Here is a 15,492-nt window from a genome sequence, read left to right as displayed (position 1 = left end):
CCACAGTAGCTCAGTGGTAGAGCTATCGGCTGTTAACCGATCGGTCGTAGGTTCGAGTCCTACCTGTGGAGCCATACTGGCCCGTTGGTCAAGCGGTTAAGACACCGCCCTTTCACGGCGGTAACACGGGTTCGAATCCCGTACGGGTCATCTCAAAAGCAGTTTGCATATGCAAACTGCTTTTTTTGTTTGTAAACAGAGTTTAGACAAAAGAATAAACTCTGTTTTTCGTTTTTCTATGATTTTCTCTTCACAATTTGCATTTCCTATAGCACATCTCTAAACGCTTGTTCTAAATTTCGAAAAAAAACCTACAATAGTAATAACAGAATACTGTTTGTACAAAAGGAGGGGAATGCGTGAAAAAAATTGTTTTGTGGTCCATCGGAGTTTTTCTTGTATATGCAGCTTGTATATGGGTGTATTTATTTTATATAAGTGACACCTCTATTCCACAATCATTAAAAGGTACCAGCGTGGATCCGGCTACGTTTATGAATGCAAGAGAACTTATGTTAACCGAAAAATATTCAAAGATTAGAGATGCGCTCTTTTTTATCCGAATTCCATATGAGTGGTTAGGGTTTATTTTAATTTTAGTGTTAGGTGTGTCTAAGAAAGTGAATAAGTGGTCTAAAGACGTCAGCCGTTTCAGTCTTCTCCAAACTGCTATTTATGTATTTTGGTTATCTGTTCTGCTGCTGATCTACTCTTTTCCTATGGACTGGATTAGCTATAAGCTTTCAACGGCTTACCATATTACGACGCAACCTTTCCAAGGATGGATGAAAGATCTTTTTACAGATTTTTGGGTGAACTATGCCACGATGTTTTTAGTGATTGCTGTGTTATATGCATTCATTCGTAAGTTTTCAAAAAGATGGTGGCTGTATGCGTGGCTAGTATCTATTCCATTTACGCTATTTTTGACGTTTATTCAACCAGTGGTTATCGATCCGTTATATAACGATTTTTATCCATTAAAGAATAAAGAGCTGGAGACGAAAATTTTGCATTTAGCAGATGAAGCTCATATACCTGCTAAGCATGTATATGAAGTAAACATGTCTGAAAAAACGAACTCTCTCAATGCATATGTAACGGGAATAGGTTCTAATTCAAGAATTGTGTTATGGGATACTACTCTTAATAAATTGACGGAACGTGAAATTTTGTTTATCATGGCGCACGAAATGGGTCACTATGTGAAGAAACATATTTATGTAGGGATTGCTTCAGCCTTAGTTTTATCGATTGTAGGTTTATGGCTAACGAAACATTTAGCTAGCTTTGTGATTAAGAGATGGGGGAAAGCATTAAAAATCACTTCTCTTAGTGATTTAAATTCATTACCGCTTATTCTACTTATTTTTTCTGTGCTCACATTTGCTGTAAGTCCTTTAACAAATATGCAGTCGCGTCATCATGAACTTCAATCTGACACGTACGCCATGGACTTAACAGGAGATAAACAAGCTGCTATTAAAACATTTCAGGATTTAACAAAATCAGGACTGTCCCAGGTGAATCCGCCGTATTTAGTGAAAATTTTTCGATATGGTCATCCAACAATATTGGAAAGAATTTCATTTGTTGAGAAGTATGAAAGAAATGAATAAGTGATATAAGAAAAAGTAAAGGATATATGAAGCCTTTTATACGTAGGTATTAATAGAAAAGCCTCCTTGCGAGTAGGAAAAAAATTCTAAAAGGAGGTTTCATTTTCGAAAGTACTGTTATATAATAACGTATGTAAAATAAAAACTGTTTTATAACAATGGGGAGGAATAGTTATTTGTGATTGAAAAGATAGCAGGCAAACTTATCAGCGTATATTCACCTCAACAAAGTCTTACTACATGTCCTTCAACTATTTACTTATTTCATCTACGTTCTTACTAAAGCTATGGCAAACTGCTAATTTACTTCATCATGAAACAGACATATTCTCACTGCTGCGTTTTATATTTTTATGAATATAGAATTTTAAATTCATTAGGGGGTATAAAGAATGAAAGAGATTCGTGTAAAAAACCTTGAAGAGAACTGGAAAAGCGATGAGCGTTGGAAAGGAATTGAACGTCCATATTCTGCAGAAAAAGTCATTGGACTGAGAGGATCCATTGATATTGAACACACGCTTGCTAGAAGAGGGGCCGAAAAGTTCTGGAACTTATTAAAAACAGAGCCATACGTTCATGCATTAGGAGCTTTAACAGGAAATCAAGCAGTACAACAGGTAAAAGCAGGGTTAAAAGCCATTTATCTCAGTGGATGGCAAGTAGCTGCAGATGCAAACCTTTCAGGAAATATGTATCCTGATCAAAGTCTATATCCAGCAAACAGCGTGCCGCATGTTGTGAAACGAATCAATCAAGCGCTGCAGCGTGCCGATCAAATTCAGCATTTAGAAGGAGAAGGGGACATTGATTACTTTGCTCCAATTGTAGCAGATGCAGAAGCAGGGTTCGGAGGACAGTTGAACGTATTTGAATTAATGAAAGGAATGATTGAGTCAGGAGCATCTGCGGTACACTTCGAAGATCAATTGTCATCTGAGAAAAAGTGTGGTCATCTTGGCGGCAAGGTATTGCTTCCAACTCAGACAGCTGTGAAAAACTTGATTGCTGCTCGTTTAGCTGCTGATGTAATGGGTGTTCCAACACTTCTGATTGCTCGTACCGATGCTGATGCCGCTGATTTAATTACAAGTGATGTTGATCCTGTAGATCGCCAGTTTATTACAGGTGAACGCACCGCTGAAGGTTTTTATCGCACGAGAGCCGGAATCGATCAAGCTATCGCTCGTGGCTTAGCATATGCGCCATATGCTGATCTAGTATGGTGTGAGACGTCTGAACCAAACTTGGAACAGGCACAAAAATTTGCAGATGCTATTCATGAAAAATTCCCAGGTAAAATGCTTGCTTATAACTGTTCACCATCTTTCAACTGGAAGAAAAAATTAGATAAGAAAACGATTGAAAAGTTTCAAAGAGAAATCGCAAAAATGGGCTACAAATTCCAATTCGTTACGCTTGCTGGCTTCCACGCTTTAAATCACAGCATGTTTGAACTGGCACGAGGATATAAAACAAGAGGAATGGCAGCTTATTCAGAGTTACAAGAAAGAGAGTTTGCTAGTGAAATAAATGGATATACTGCTACAAGACATCAGCGTGAAGTAGGAACGGGTTATTTTGATGAAGTGGCGCAAGTAGTTTCCGGTGGGACTTCCTCTACAACAGCTTTAAAAGGTTCAACAGAAGAAGAGCAGTTTCAGGCGCATAAATAACAAAAAATCTATGAGTGGAACGGTTGTTTACTTCCACTCATAGAAAAAATCCTAACAAAAAAGATTCTTACATCTGTAAGAATCTTTTTTTATGTAGTAAACACGATTTAACAGACAGCTGTTCTTCCTGAGAAGAAAGGTTCTGCCTGTTAAACGTACATATAAATCATTAACATGAATGAACTTCTTGAAATATTAAGTAGATGTTTGAAGTAAGGATTGGTACTGTGCTGATAGCTCATAAAAAGCAGTTTCATCACGTTGATCTAATGCCGTGTTAATGTTTGTTTCTAACAGTTCTTTTTGACGCTTAAAAAGCGATTCATCAATTACCATTTCGATATAAACATCCAACATACTCACAGTATCAATTACTTTTTTCTTGCGAGCGAGGGACTTCATCATTTCCGTGTACGATTTTTCATTGTTCATACCTCATCACCTCTGCACCCTTTTTATTATTATATAGATTAAAAGAAGAAAAAACAACTAATTTTCTAAATTTTTAGATTTTTATTTTTAGAAATGATAAAGTAAGAGGGAAACGCTACTTTCGTTTTTATCGATTGGCTATTTGGTTTAAAAATGAATCCTTGGGGGCGAAGAAATTGAATCATTTAAAAAAGCGTACGGTAACGGTAGAGGATTTGTATGAATTGAAGTCTGTGTATAACCCTCAGATTTCTCCAGATGGAAAAAGTGTAGTTTATACGGTTCGAGAAACGAAAAAAATAGAAAACGGTTATGAGACGCAGCTGTTTATGTTAGATCTTGAAACAAAAAAAACAAAGCAATTGACGTATTATAAAGGAAATAATCATTCTCCCGCCTGGTCTCCTGACGGCAGGTGGATTGCTTTTTTATCAGATCGCAGTCAAACCGTTCAGCTCTATCTATTAGCAGCGACAGGCGGGGAAGCAGAAGCACTCACAGATTGTGAAAAAGGCGTTAGTAATCCCGTATGGTCTCCTTATAGTGATGAAATTATGTTTTCTACAAAAGTAGAAGAAAAAGCTGTAAGAGTTGAACAAAATCATGAGCATCCTCAGCCATACGAAGTGGAACGTTTGTTGTATAAATCCGATGCTAGCGGCTATTTAAAAGGTGAATATATGCAAGTTGCGGTCGTTAAACTTAAAAATAAAGAAGTGACGTTTTTAACGGATGGACCTTATCATCACTCTGTAGGATGCTGGGCCCCTGATGCAAATTCAATTGTGTTTTGCAGTAGCCGAGGAGAGAATCCGGATTTATCGTTAACCATGGACGTGTTTATTTTGCATCGTGATACTAAAAAGTTAACATCTATTACAGCAGAAACAGGATATTTTCATCAAGTTTCGTGGTCACCAGATGGGTCATACATAGCTTACATTGGAAATGAACGTACATACGGATCGGCTTCAATGAATGACATATATATTTATCAGGTCTCCAATCAAAAAACAGCTTGTATCACTGCAGGTATAGACTTAGAAATAGGAGATATGGTAGCAGGAGATTTTCACTTTGGAAGAACCGCAGCGGGAATTATGTGGAGCAGTAAGGAAGAATTTTATTTTGTCGTAAGTGAAAAGGGTTCTGTAGGCATATATAAAGGAAATGTAAATGGAAAGTTAGACTCTGTGCTTATGGATAATGCTCACGTATACGGGGTATCTGTTCTTCCCAACGGTGAGGAAGCTATCGTAGCAATCAGTACATTTACACATCCTGGAGATCTTTATTCTTTAAATTTAAAAACAGAGGAACTAGTGAAGCTGACAAACGTTAATGATTCATTTTTAAAGCATGTGCAGTTAACGGAAGCAGAATCTTTTTGCGCGACTGCCACGGACGGTATACATATCCACAGTTGGGTCGTAAAAGCGGCTGCTGCCAACGATGTATCTCCAACCATTTTAGAAATTCACGGAGGTCCGCATCTTATGTATGGTCATACATTTATGTTTGAATTTCAAGTGCTTGCATCAAAAGGGTTCAATATCCTCTTTTCTAATCCAAGAGGCGGAAGAGGATATGGTCAAGCCTTTACAGATGCCGTTCGAGGAGATTACGGAGGCATGGATTATATGGATTTGATGGCAGTAACCGACGAAGCAATTAACCGCTACTCTTATATTAATGAAGATAAACTTGGCGTAACAGGAGGAAGCTACGGAGGATTTATGACAAACTGGATTGTAGGAAGTACAAATCGGTTTAAAGCAGCGGTGACGCAACGGTCTATTTCAAATTGGACGAGTTTTTACGGCGTTAGTGATATTGGCTATTATTTTACCGAATGGGAATTGAAAGCTGATATTTATGAGAAGCCGGAAAAACTTTGGAACCACTCGCCGCTTCGTTTAGCGGAGAACGTGAAAACACCGCTGTTAATCTTGCATAGCGAACAGGATTATAGATGTCCAATTGAACAAGCTGAACAGCTTTATGTGGCACTAAAAAGAAAAGATAAAGAAGTAGAATTTATTCGTTTTCCTCAGTCTAACCATGAACTTTCTAGAAGCGGTAAGCCTAATTTACGAACGGCGAGACTAAAATATTTAACCAGCTGGTTTAAACGTTATTTGCAGCAGTCTAAGTAAAAGCACATGTTGTTCTAGAGGTTCTGTTCGTGTAAGTAAGGGCTGGCTATATGGCAAGCGCAACAGGGCAGAAAAGATAAAACGCTGTAAAACTTTTGTTTGGTAAAGGAAAGTAGTACAATAAGTGAAAAGTAGCACAGTTGTTTAAATAAGGAGAACATTCGATGGATTTTGAAACATTAAAGCATTATTTGACATTAGACGGCGTCCTCGAGTTATTAAAACAATATCAATCATTTGGGATCATTCCCGGACTGCTGTTGCCTATTTTAGAAGCGTTTATCCCTATCTTGCCGCTTTTTGCGTTTGTAATGGCTAATGCTGCTGCCTTTGGCTTATGGTTAGGCTTTTTAATTTCATGGATCGGGAGCTGCGTTGGATCACTGCTTGTCTTTTTGATTTTTAGAAAATACGGACAGGCGAGGTTTTTACATTTTATCAGCCGCCATGCGCAAATTCGAAAGATTATGATTTGGGTGGAAAGACACGGTTTTGGACCGCTGTTTATTATGCTTTGTTTCCCTTTTACGCCGTCTTCAGCGATTAATGTAGTAGCTGGACTATCACGTGTCAGTATGGCTCAGTTTATGCTTGCTGTATTAGCGGGTAAAATGGTCATGATATTTATGATGAGCTTTATTGGGGCCGATTTTGTTTCATTTGTGAAACAGCCTTTAAAAGCAGTACTTGTTTTAGTGATCATTTTTGTCCTATGGCTTGTTGGAAAGCAAATTGAACGAAAATTAAATGAAAAATCTAAAGTGAAACAGTATGACAAATAGTTTGTTTATATATAACAAATAGTGATGAAAGACTGCTTTTTAATAGGCAGTCTTTTGTTATACATACAGCAGAAGAGGGTATTGTAAACTATGGAAAAGCCTTTTCTTATAGGAATACAGCAGCATTTTTGAAAGGTTTTTTGCCTTTTTCTTAAAGAAGTTATTTGTCTGTTTATTCGGTTGGTAGAACAATGCACATACAGAGTATCTGTCTAGTAATGAACAAGTTTTTTGTTTATCAATTGTGAAAAATATGCTAAAATAAAAGAAAAAACTGGGAATAAATTAGACGTCTATTCCTAGTTGCACCTAAGTAATGAACCCTTTGTTTTCTAGAGATATACATGTTTTTTCTCAACATGTATTATCACCTCATGTATTTCAAAACGTTTTCTTAAAAATTATATGAATGATTTTTGAGCTTGACTACTAAGATGTAAGTAGAGGGATCATTACTAGAAAAGCACCGAATGATCATTAAGACGTGCTTGGCGTCGTTTTGAGGAGGGGAATGCGCTACTAAGATTCAAGCGACTTGCTGATTAATCGTTGTTAGTAAGCGTCTTATAGCGCGGGTGACATGAGATTAAAAGATAAAGTGGCAATTATTACGGGTGCAGCAAATGGGTTAGGGTTCGAAGCTTCTCGAATTTTCGCACAAGAGGGTGCAAAGGTCGCTATGGTTGACTACGATGCAAAAGTAGGAGAAGAACGAGCAGCTCAGCTAAAAGAAGAAGGCGGAGATGTAGCATTCTTTCAAGTAAACGTAGCGGATCGAGACAGTGTAGATGCAATGGTAGAAGAAGTCGTGAAACGCTTCTCTAAAATAGATATTTTAATTAATAATGCAGGTATTACCAGAGATGGAATGCTAACTAAATTATCAGTTGAAAATTTTCAAGCGGTCATTAACGTAAACCTTACAGGCGTTTTTCACTGTACGCAAGCCGTTGTACCGCATATGATTGCTCAAGGTAAAGGGAAAATTATCAGCACATCTTCGGTATCCGGCGTATATGGAAATGTTGGTCAAACAAATTATGCGGCGACAAAAGCCGGCGTAGTGGGAATGACAAAAACATGGGCTAAAGAGCTTGGGCGAAAAGGAATTAATGTAAACGCTGTAGCTCCCGGTTTTATTGAGACGGATATGGTGAAGGCGATGCCGGACAAAATCATTGATCAAATGAAATCTACTATTCCTTTACAAAGGTTAGGTCAGCCTTCTGACATTGGTTATGCTTATCTTTATTTAGCCTCTGATGAGTCCAACTATATTAACGGCACAACACTGCATGTAGATGGTGGAATCATGATGTAAAAGTAGAAAATAACTCGCTTTTCTAAAACTTTTCAGTGGTCATTTGGCTACTGAAAAGTTTTTTTGTTGCATCCAGCATTTCACATATGTGCAAAGTGGAATTTTGTCTGCAAGTTCAGTAAAATAATAAGGAGAGAGATAGAGAGATTTAGCTGATTATCACTATAAAATTTTGACGACTGCGTCACGTGTTTGCGTGGCGTTTATCCATTTTGCACTTAAACAACTAAAAATATAGAGAAGAAAAATGAAGGGGTGAAAACGTGGGGCTACAGTTTTTATTAGGACGTTCAGGAAGCGGGAAAACGGAATATCTTTTAAATAGCATGCGCCAAGAGCTGTTAAATGCTCCGCTTGGGCATCCACTTATTTATATTGTACCTGAACAGATGACATTTCAGTCGGAGTATGCGCTTGTTCAAACACCTGGGTTAGAAGGCATGATGCGTGCTCAAGTTTATAGTTTTACACGTCTTGCGTGGCGTATCCTGCAAGAAGTCGGAGGTATTAGCCGCTATCATGTGGATCAAACAGGTATTCATATGATGCTTAAAAAAATTATCGAGCATCAAAAAAAAGAGCTTCGATTGTTTGCGAATTCTTCAGAACAAGCAGGGTTTATTGAAGAACTAGAAAAAATGGTTAAAGAATTTAAACAGTACACGGTAAATGCACCGTCTCTCGAAGAGATGAAGCAAAAACTTCAAGCAGAAGATGAGAAAGTCCTTGCTGATAAATTACATGATTTACATCTCATTTACGGAGAATTAGAAAAACAGCTGATGACAAAATATGTAGATGGAGAAGATTATTTAAAGCTGCTGAGTGAAAAAGTAGTCTCTTCTGCGTACCTTGCTCAAGCAACGATTTATGTAGATGGATTTCATCACTATACTCCTCAAGAATTAACGGTATTAGTAGAGCTGATGAAAGTTTGTAGAGAAGTGAAAATAGCGGTTACTTCTGATTATTCATATCAAGATTTTATTCCAAATGACCTGCACTTGTTTCGATTAACGAGCGAAACGTATCAAGAAATAATGGGCCTGGCGGCTGAAAACGGGATAGAGATTCAAGAGCCAAACGTATTTAATGAACAAAAAAGGCATCAAAACAGTCCAGAGCTTGCCTATTTAGAACTATATTATGATGAACGGCCAACGCCGGAATTTCAGTCAGAGCCCGAGCACATTCAGCTGCTGCCTGCTGTTAGCCGAAGAGCAGAGGTAGAAGGGATTGCAAGAGAAGTGCTGTCGCTTGTGCGTGATCACGGTTATCGCTATCGTGATATTGCCTTGATTGTTAGAAATGCAGAAGACTATCATGACTTGCTTCAAACCATTTTTCGAGATTATGAAATTCCGTACTTTATTGACCAAAAGCGAGCGATGTTTCACCATCCACTCGTTGAATTTATTCGCTCAGTCTTAGAGGTGGTAAGCGGGTCATGGCGATACGAAACCATCTTTCGGGCAGTGAAAACAGACCTTTTATTTCCTTTGTCATCTGATGTGCACCAGCTTCGCGAAGAGATGGATGAATTAGAAAATTACGTACTTGCTTACGGTATTCAAGGATCTAAGTGGACGAGTAAGGAGCCATTTACCTACAGAAAATATCGTTCGCTTGAAGACATGAACCTTGGGAAAACTGACGAAGAGCTTGCTTTTGAGCAAAAAATAAATGAATTAAAAAATATGATTGTTCCTCCTATTTATTCGCTTCAGCAAAAATTAAAACAAGCGAAAATAGGAAAAGAAAAAGCAGAAGCACTCTATCATTTTTTAACGAACTTAGATATTCCACAAAAGATAGAAGCGCTGCGCAATCGATGTGAAGAAGAAGGTAAGCTTCAAGAAGCAAGAGAGCACGAGCAGGTATGGAAAGCAATTCTTCACTTATTTGATCAGTTTGTTGAAATGATGGGAGAAGAGAAAGTATCGATTTCTTTGTTCGCGGATCTATTTGAGACAGGGCTTGACAGCATGCAGTTTGCACTTGTTCCGCCTGCACTGGATCAAGTGGTTGTGGCAAGTTTTGAGCGTTCGCGTTTATCCGATATCAAAGCAAGCTTTGTGCTAGGCGTAAATGACGGTGTGATTCCAGCTAAACCAAAAAGCGATGGCCTGTTATCTGAGAAAGAGAGAGAGCAGCTGCTTGAATCAGGCTTATTACTTGCGCCAACTGGAAGGCAAAAGCTGTTTGACGAACAATTTCTTATTTATTTAGCACTTTCCAGCTCTTCTGAAAAACTTTATGTTTCGTATCCTCTTGCCAATGAGGAAGGGAAGACTCTGTTGCCTTCACTCGTTATTAATCGATTAAAAGAGCTATTTCCGCTCCTGCAGGAAAAGCTGTTAATGACGGAGCCTACGGATTTAGAAGAAGAAAAGCAAGTTGATTATATAACAAATCCCTTAACGAGCATCGCGCATTTAGCCAGCCAGCTGCAAGGGTGGAAACGCCATTATCCGATGAGTTCCGCTTGGTGGGATGTATATAATTTTTATGTAGAAAATTCAGATTGGAACTCATACAGCGAGAAAGTACTAAGCAGTTTATTTTATAAAAACGAAGCAAAAAGGTTAACAAAGAAAACGAGTCAGCGTCTGTATGGAAAGCATATTCAAGCAAGCGTATCGAGAATGGAGAAATTTGAAGCCTGTCCGTACGCTCATTTTGCTTCTCACGGGCTTAAGCTTAAAGAACGAAAAGTTTTCAAATTAGCAGCTCCTGACATAGGCGAGTTATTTCACGCGGCGCTGAAGATGATTTCAGACGAGCTACGGGGCGGTCAAAAAGAATGGAAGAACTTAACGAGAAAAGACTGTCAGCAGCTTTCTACGGCTGCGGTGCACGAACTTGCTCCGCGCTTACAAAATGAAATTTTATTGAGCTCTAATCGCCACCACTATTTAACACATAAGCTGCAGCAAATTATTGAACGTGCGTCGCTTGTGTTAAGTGAGCACGCTAAGGTGAGCGGGTTTGTTCCTGTTGGATTGGAATTAGGGTTTGGTCCTAGCGCGGAGCTGCCTTCTATGCAGTTTACACTGCCAAATGGCCATACGATGGAACTTGTTGGCCGAATTGACAGAGTGGATAAAGCGGAAAGCTCCAAGGGACTTTTACTGCGTATTGTCGACTATAAATCAAGCGATAAAGCATTAAACTTAGTGGAAGTGTACTATGGTTTATCTCTTCAAATTTTAGCTTATTTAGACATAGTCGTGACGTATGCTGAACAGCTTCTTCATGATAATAGAGGAGCATTGCCTGCTGGCGTTCTTTATTTCCACGTTCATAATCCAATGATCAACAGTACTAAAGCATTACAACCCGATCAAATTGAAGCTGAAATCTTCAAGAAGTTTAAAATGAAAGGACTGCTTTTAGGGGACGAGGAAGCAGTCCAATTAATGGACAAAACGTTAGAATCAGGGCACTCACAGGTTATATCGGCGGGTATTAAAAAGACAGGGGGCTTTTATTCCAATTCTTCGGTTGCGAGCGAAGAAGATTTTACACATCTCCGTCAGTATGTGCGAGGTAAGTTTGTAGAGGCAGGTACTGAGATTACAAATGGAAAAATTGATATTTCGCCTTATAAGCTAAAAGATAAAACACCATGTGCGTTTTGTGAATACCGCTCAATCTGTCAGTTCGATGAATCAATGGAAAACAACGAATATCGTCAGCTTAGTACAGAGAGTCAAAATGTTATTTTAGATAAAATTCGAGAGGAGGCCAAACGAGATGAGTGAAGATATACACGTAAAACCGGCCGACTCCCAGTGGACGGATGATCAGTGGAACGCCATTGTTTCATCCGGTCAAGATATATTAGTAGCCGCGGCGGCTGGCTCAGGAAAAACAGCGGTTTTAGTCGAACGTATTATTAAAAAGATTACGATGGGCGAGGAGCCAATCGATGTTGATAGATTACTAGTTGCTACGTTTACAAATGCTTCTGCAGCCGAAATGAGAAATCGAATTGGAGAAGCATTGGAAAAAGAGTTAAAAAAGAATCCATCTTCTTTACACTTGCGCAGACAGCTTAATTTATTAAACCGTGCGTCGATTTCTACGCTCCATTCTTTTTGTTTAGAAGTCATTCGAACGTATTATTATTTGATCGATGTAGACCCTGGTTTTCGAATTGCAGATGATACGGAAGCGGATCTTCTGCGTGAAGAAGTATTAGAAGAATTGTTTGAAGAGCAGTACAGTATTGAACAGAACGAGCGATTCTTTGATTTAATTGATCGTTATACAAGCGACAGAAATGACTTAGATATTCAGCTTATGGTAAGAAAGCTATATGACTTTGCAAGATCTAACCCCGACCCAAACGGCTGGCTTAAAATGATTGTGAGTCAATATGATGTCACAGAGGACTCTTCTATTGATTCACTTCCGTTTCTGTCTTTTCTTTTACAAGAAGTAACAACGCAGCTCATGGGCATTGAGTCGATTTTAAAACAGGGCTTAGAGCTAACAAAGCTGCCGGGAGGGCCTGCTCCTCGCGCCGTTAATGCAGAGGAAGACCTGGCTCAAATTCATCGGCTGCTCAGCGCTTCTAAGCATTCTTTTGCTGATTTGCATGAGGAAATGCAGAATTTGAATTTTACTCGTTTAAAGCCATGTAAAGGAGATGCGTACGACTCGCAGCTTTTAGATGATTTTGGAGAGCTTCGCAAAAAAGCGAAAACAAGCCTTGAGAAGCTTCATGCTGATTTGTTTTCTAGGCCTTTGCACGGCTACATGGCTGATTTTGAAAAAATGAAGCCCGTTATTGAAACGCTAATCTTTTTAGTTCAGCGCTTCGGTGAACGATATGAACACATCAAAAAAGAGAAAGGGTTAGTGGACTTTTCTGATTTAGAGCATTATTGCCTGCAAATCTTGAGTGTAAAAGAAGACGGGGTGCTTAAGCCTTCGTCCATTGCTCAAAAATATCGCACTCAGTTTGAAGAGGTGCTTGTTGACGAATATCAAGATACAAATATGGTTCAAGAAACACTAATTAAATTAGTGACGAGAGATAGTGAAGAACAAGGGAATTTATTTATGGTTGGAGATGTAAAACAATCCATTTACCGCTTTCGTTTAGCGGAGCCATTTTTGTTTTTGACGAAGTACAAGCGATTTACGCAAGATGGACGACAATTTGGAAAACGTATTGACTTAAATAAAAACTTCCGAAGTCGTTCTCAAGTGCTTGACGCCACAAACTTTATTTTTAACCAGCTGATGGATGAAGAAGTAGGAGAAATTGCATATGACGATGATGCTTCTTTAAAATTAGGAGCATCGTATCCAAAAGTGGAAGGAATGGAAACGGAGCTTCTGCTGATTGCAAAAGAAAATGCAGAAGAAGGAGCGGAAGAAGAATCGGATTCTTCTCTCGTCGCGTTTTCAGAAGCAGAGCTTGAAACGGCTCAGTTAGAGGCAAGAGCAATGGCGCGCAAAATCAAAGAACTCGTTCAAAACCGTTTTCAAATATATGATCGCAAGCTCGATATCATGAGAAACGTAACGTATCGTGACTTTGTTATTTTGCTTCGTTCCATGCCTTGGGCTGCGCAGATTATGGATGAATTTAAACAAGAAGGCGTGCCGATTTATGCGGATTTATCAACAGGCTATTTTGATGCTACTGAAGTGATGATTATGATGTCTTTATTAAAAGTAGTAGATAACCCGCATCAAGACATTCCGTTAGCTTCTGTTCTTCGCTCACCGGTAGTAGGGCTTTCAGATGAAGAGTTGGCTACACTGAGAGCAGAGCAAAAGAAAGGAACGTATTATGATGCGTTGAAAACGTACTTAGCGGTTTCAGATGATGAAGAACTTCGCGATAAAGTGAAATATTTCTATGAGCAGTTAAAAGCATGGAGAACACAAGCTAGACAAAGCTCTTTGTCAGAACTAGTATGGCAAATTTACCGCGACACGGGTTTCTTTGAATTTGTTGGCGGACTTCCTGGCGGGAAACAGCGTCAAGCCAATTTACGTGCTCTTTACGATCGCGCTCGCCAGTATGAGGCGACTTCATTTAGAGGTCTGTTCCGCTTTTTACGCTTTATTGAACGGATGCAGGATCGAGGGAACGATTTAGGAGCTGCTCGAGCGCTGGGAGAACAAGAAGATGTGGTGCGTTTGATGACGATCCACAGCAGTAAAGGTCTTGAATTTCCTGTTGTTTTCGTAGCTGGTCTTGCTCGTCAGTTTAACTTAATGGACTTGAATAAAGCTTATTTACTCGATAAAGAACTAGGTTTTGGATCTAAATATATTGATCCGAAACTGCGTATTACGTACCCGACTCTTCTTCAGCAGACCATGAAGAAAAAAATGAAAAAAGAAAGCATGGCAGAGGAAATGCGGGTATTATACGTAGCTTTGACGCGTGCGAAAGAAAAACTTATTTTAGTTGGAACAGTAAAAGACGCATCAGAAAAGCTCAGACAATGGAGCTCCGTTATGGGACACGAAGATTGGACGCTTCCAGCTCACGTGAGAAGAGATGCAAAATGTTATTTAGACTGGATTGGACCTTCTTTAATTCGTCACAAAAATGTTAGTCATATGGTTGAAGGAGAGGTCCAGCCGGCCGAGATGATTTATCAGCATGCTTCAAGCTGGAAGCTTTCAACGTTATTAGCAGGTGATTTAGCCGAACAGCCTCTTGAAGAGCAGCAGCATCATGAAGAGCTTTTGAACGCTCTTCAAAAGCATGAGCCAGTTACAGAATCCAGCGATTATAAAGAGGAAGTGTATAGACGCTTAAATTGGTCTTATGATTATCGTGTAGCTTCCGTTCATCGTTCAAAGCAATCTGTTTCTGAACTAAAAAGGCAGCAGCAGCTGACGGATGCAGGTGCAAGCAGTGATCTTGTTCGGGGAGCTAAAGCACCTCTTGAAAATCGTCCGCTGTTTCTTCAAGAGAAATCTCTCACAGGAGCTGAAAGAGGAACAGCTACACATGCCGTTATGCAGCAGCTTCCATTAAATAAAGCTTATACCCTCGAAATGGTTCAAGACTTTATTCAATCAATGGTTACCAAAGAATTGTTGACGCAACAGCAAGCGGATGCCGTTGATGCAAATGATGTAGCAGATTTTTTAGACAGTGACATTGCACAAGGTATTCGAACGGCTCGCACGGTTTATAGAGAGATGCCTTTTAGTTTAGGTGTCTCCGCTAAAGAAATCTATGATCATTGGGAGCAGGAAGATGAAACGATTTTAGTACAAGGTATTATTGATTGTTTATATGAAACGGAAGAAGGCCTCGTTTTACTTGATTTTAAAACAGATAATATTTCGGATCGTTTTCAAGGGGATTTTGAACGAGCAAAACCATTTCTAATTGACAGATACCGCATTCAGCTAGAGCTTTACGCAAAGGCCATTGAGCGGATTGTAAAACAACCTGTTCAGCATCGCTATCTGTACTTTTTAGATGGTGGACATGCTGTTGAAATATAAAAAAAGAAGAAG

At 39.1% G+C, this 15,492-nt stretch carries 8 protein-coding genes and 1 tRNA gene; 8 read left to right on the top strand and 1 reads right to left on the bottom strand.

The features are described from left to right. The first annotated feature begins 78 nt into the window (after positions 1–78). The 3 genes from WKH56_RS15065 to aceA all read left to right on the top strand — a co-directional run bounded on the left by WKH56_RS15065 (position 79) and on the right by aceA (position 3,295). A tRNA-Glu gene (locus WKH56_RS15065) sits at positions 79–150 on the top strand. Positions 151–359: 209 nt separating this feature from the next. Beyond that, the gene (locus WKH56_RS15060) at positions 360–1,619 is read left to right on the top strand and encodes a M48 family metallopeptidase (RefSeq protein WP_033578011.1); all 1,260 of its coding nucleotides are present in this window, start codon (positions 360–362) and stop codon (positions 1,617–1,619) included. Between the two features lie 392 nt (positions 1,620–2,011). Further along, on the top strand, positions 2,012–3,295 hold the full coding sequence (gene aceA / locus WKH56_RS15055) for an isocitrate lyase (protein WP_028412422.1): 1,284 nt from the start codon (positions 2,012–2,014) through the stop codon (positions 3,293–3,295). A 195-nt stretch (positions 3,296–3,490) separates the two neighbouring features. Here the strand turns inward: aceA and WKH56_RS15050 are convergent, their stop codons facing one another. Continuing rightward, a complete protein-coding gene (locus tag WKH56_RS15050; protein WP_028412421.1) occupies positions 3,491–3,727 on the bottom strand; it encodes an IDEAL domain-containing protein in 237 nt (78 codons plus the stop codon). 176 nt (positions 3,728–3,903) lie between these two features. Between WKH56_RS15050 and WKH56_RS15045 the strand changes: the two genes are divergently transcribed. The 5 genes from WKH56_RS15045 (at position 3,904) to addA (ending at position 15,480) form a co-directional block, all read left to right on the top strand. Further along, complete coding sequence (locus tag WKH56_RS15045) at positions 3,904–5,883, top strand: S9 family peptidase (protein WP_342836054.1); 1,980 nt, start codon at positions 3,904–3,906, stop codon at positions 5,881–5,883. 164 nt (positions 5,884–6,047) lie between these two features. After that, positions 6,048–6,665 (top strand): TVP38/TMEM64 family protein, encoded by a 618-nt coding sequence (locus WKH56_RS15040; protein ID WP_310884180.1) that lies wholly within the window; start codon positions 6,048–6,050, stop codon positions 6,663–6,665. Positions 6,666–7,245: 580 nt separating this feature from the next. Then, positions 7,246–7,986 carry a 3-oxoacyl-ACP reductase FabG gene (gene fabG / locus WKH56_RS15035; protein ID WP_014461644.1) on the top strand — a complete coding sequence of 247 codons (741 nt, stop codon included), beginning with the start codon at positions 7,246–7,248 and terminating at the stop codon, positions 7,984–7,986. Between the two features lie 263 nt (positions 7,987–8,249). Further along, positions 8,250–11,750: a helicase-exonuclease AddAB subunit AddB gene (addB, locus tag WKH56_RS15030; RefSeq protein ID WP_168760341.1), complete on the top strand. Its 3,501-nt coding sequence runs from the start codon at positions 8,250–8,252 to the stop codon at positions 11,748–11,750. After that, positions 11,743–15,480, top strand: a complete 3,738-nt coding sequence (gene addA, locus WKH56_RS15025; RefSeq protein WP_310884182.1) for a helicase-exonuclease AddAB subunit AddA — start codon at positions 11,743–11,745, stop codon at positions 15,478–15,480. The genes addB and addA overlap by 8 nt, the downstream gene beginning before the upstream one ends. Positions 15,481–15,492: the final 12 nt, after the last annotated feature.

Source organism: Priestia sp. SB1 (assembly GCF_038898415.1).
Note: the sequence above shows the minus strand (reverse complement) of the source record. Positions and strands in the feature narration are given on the sequence as shown.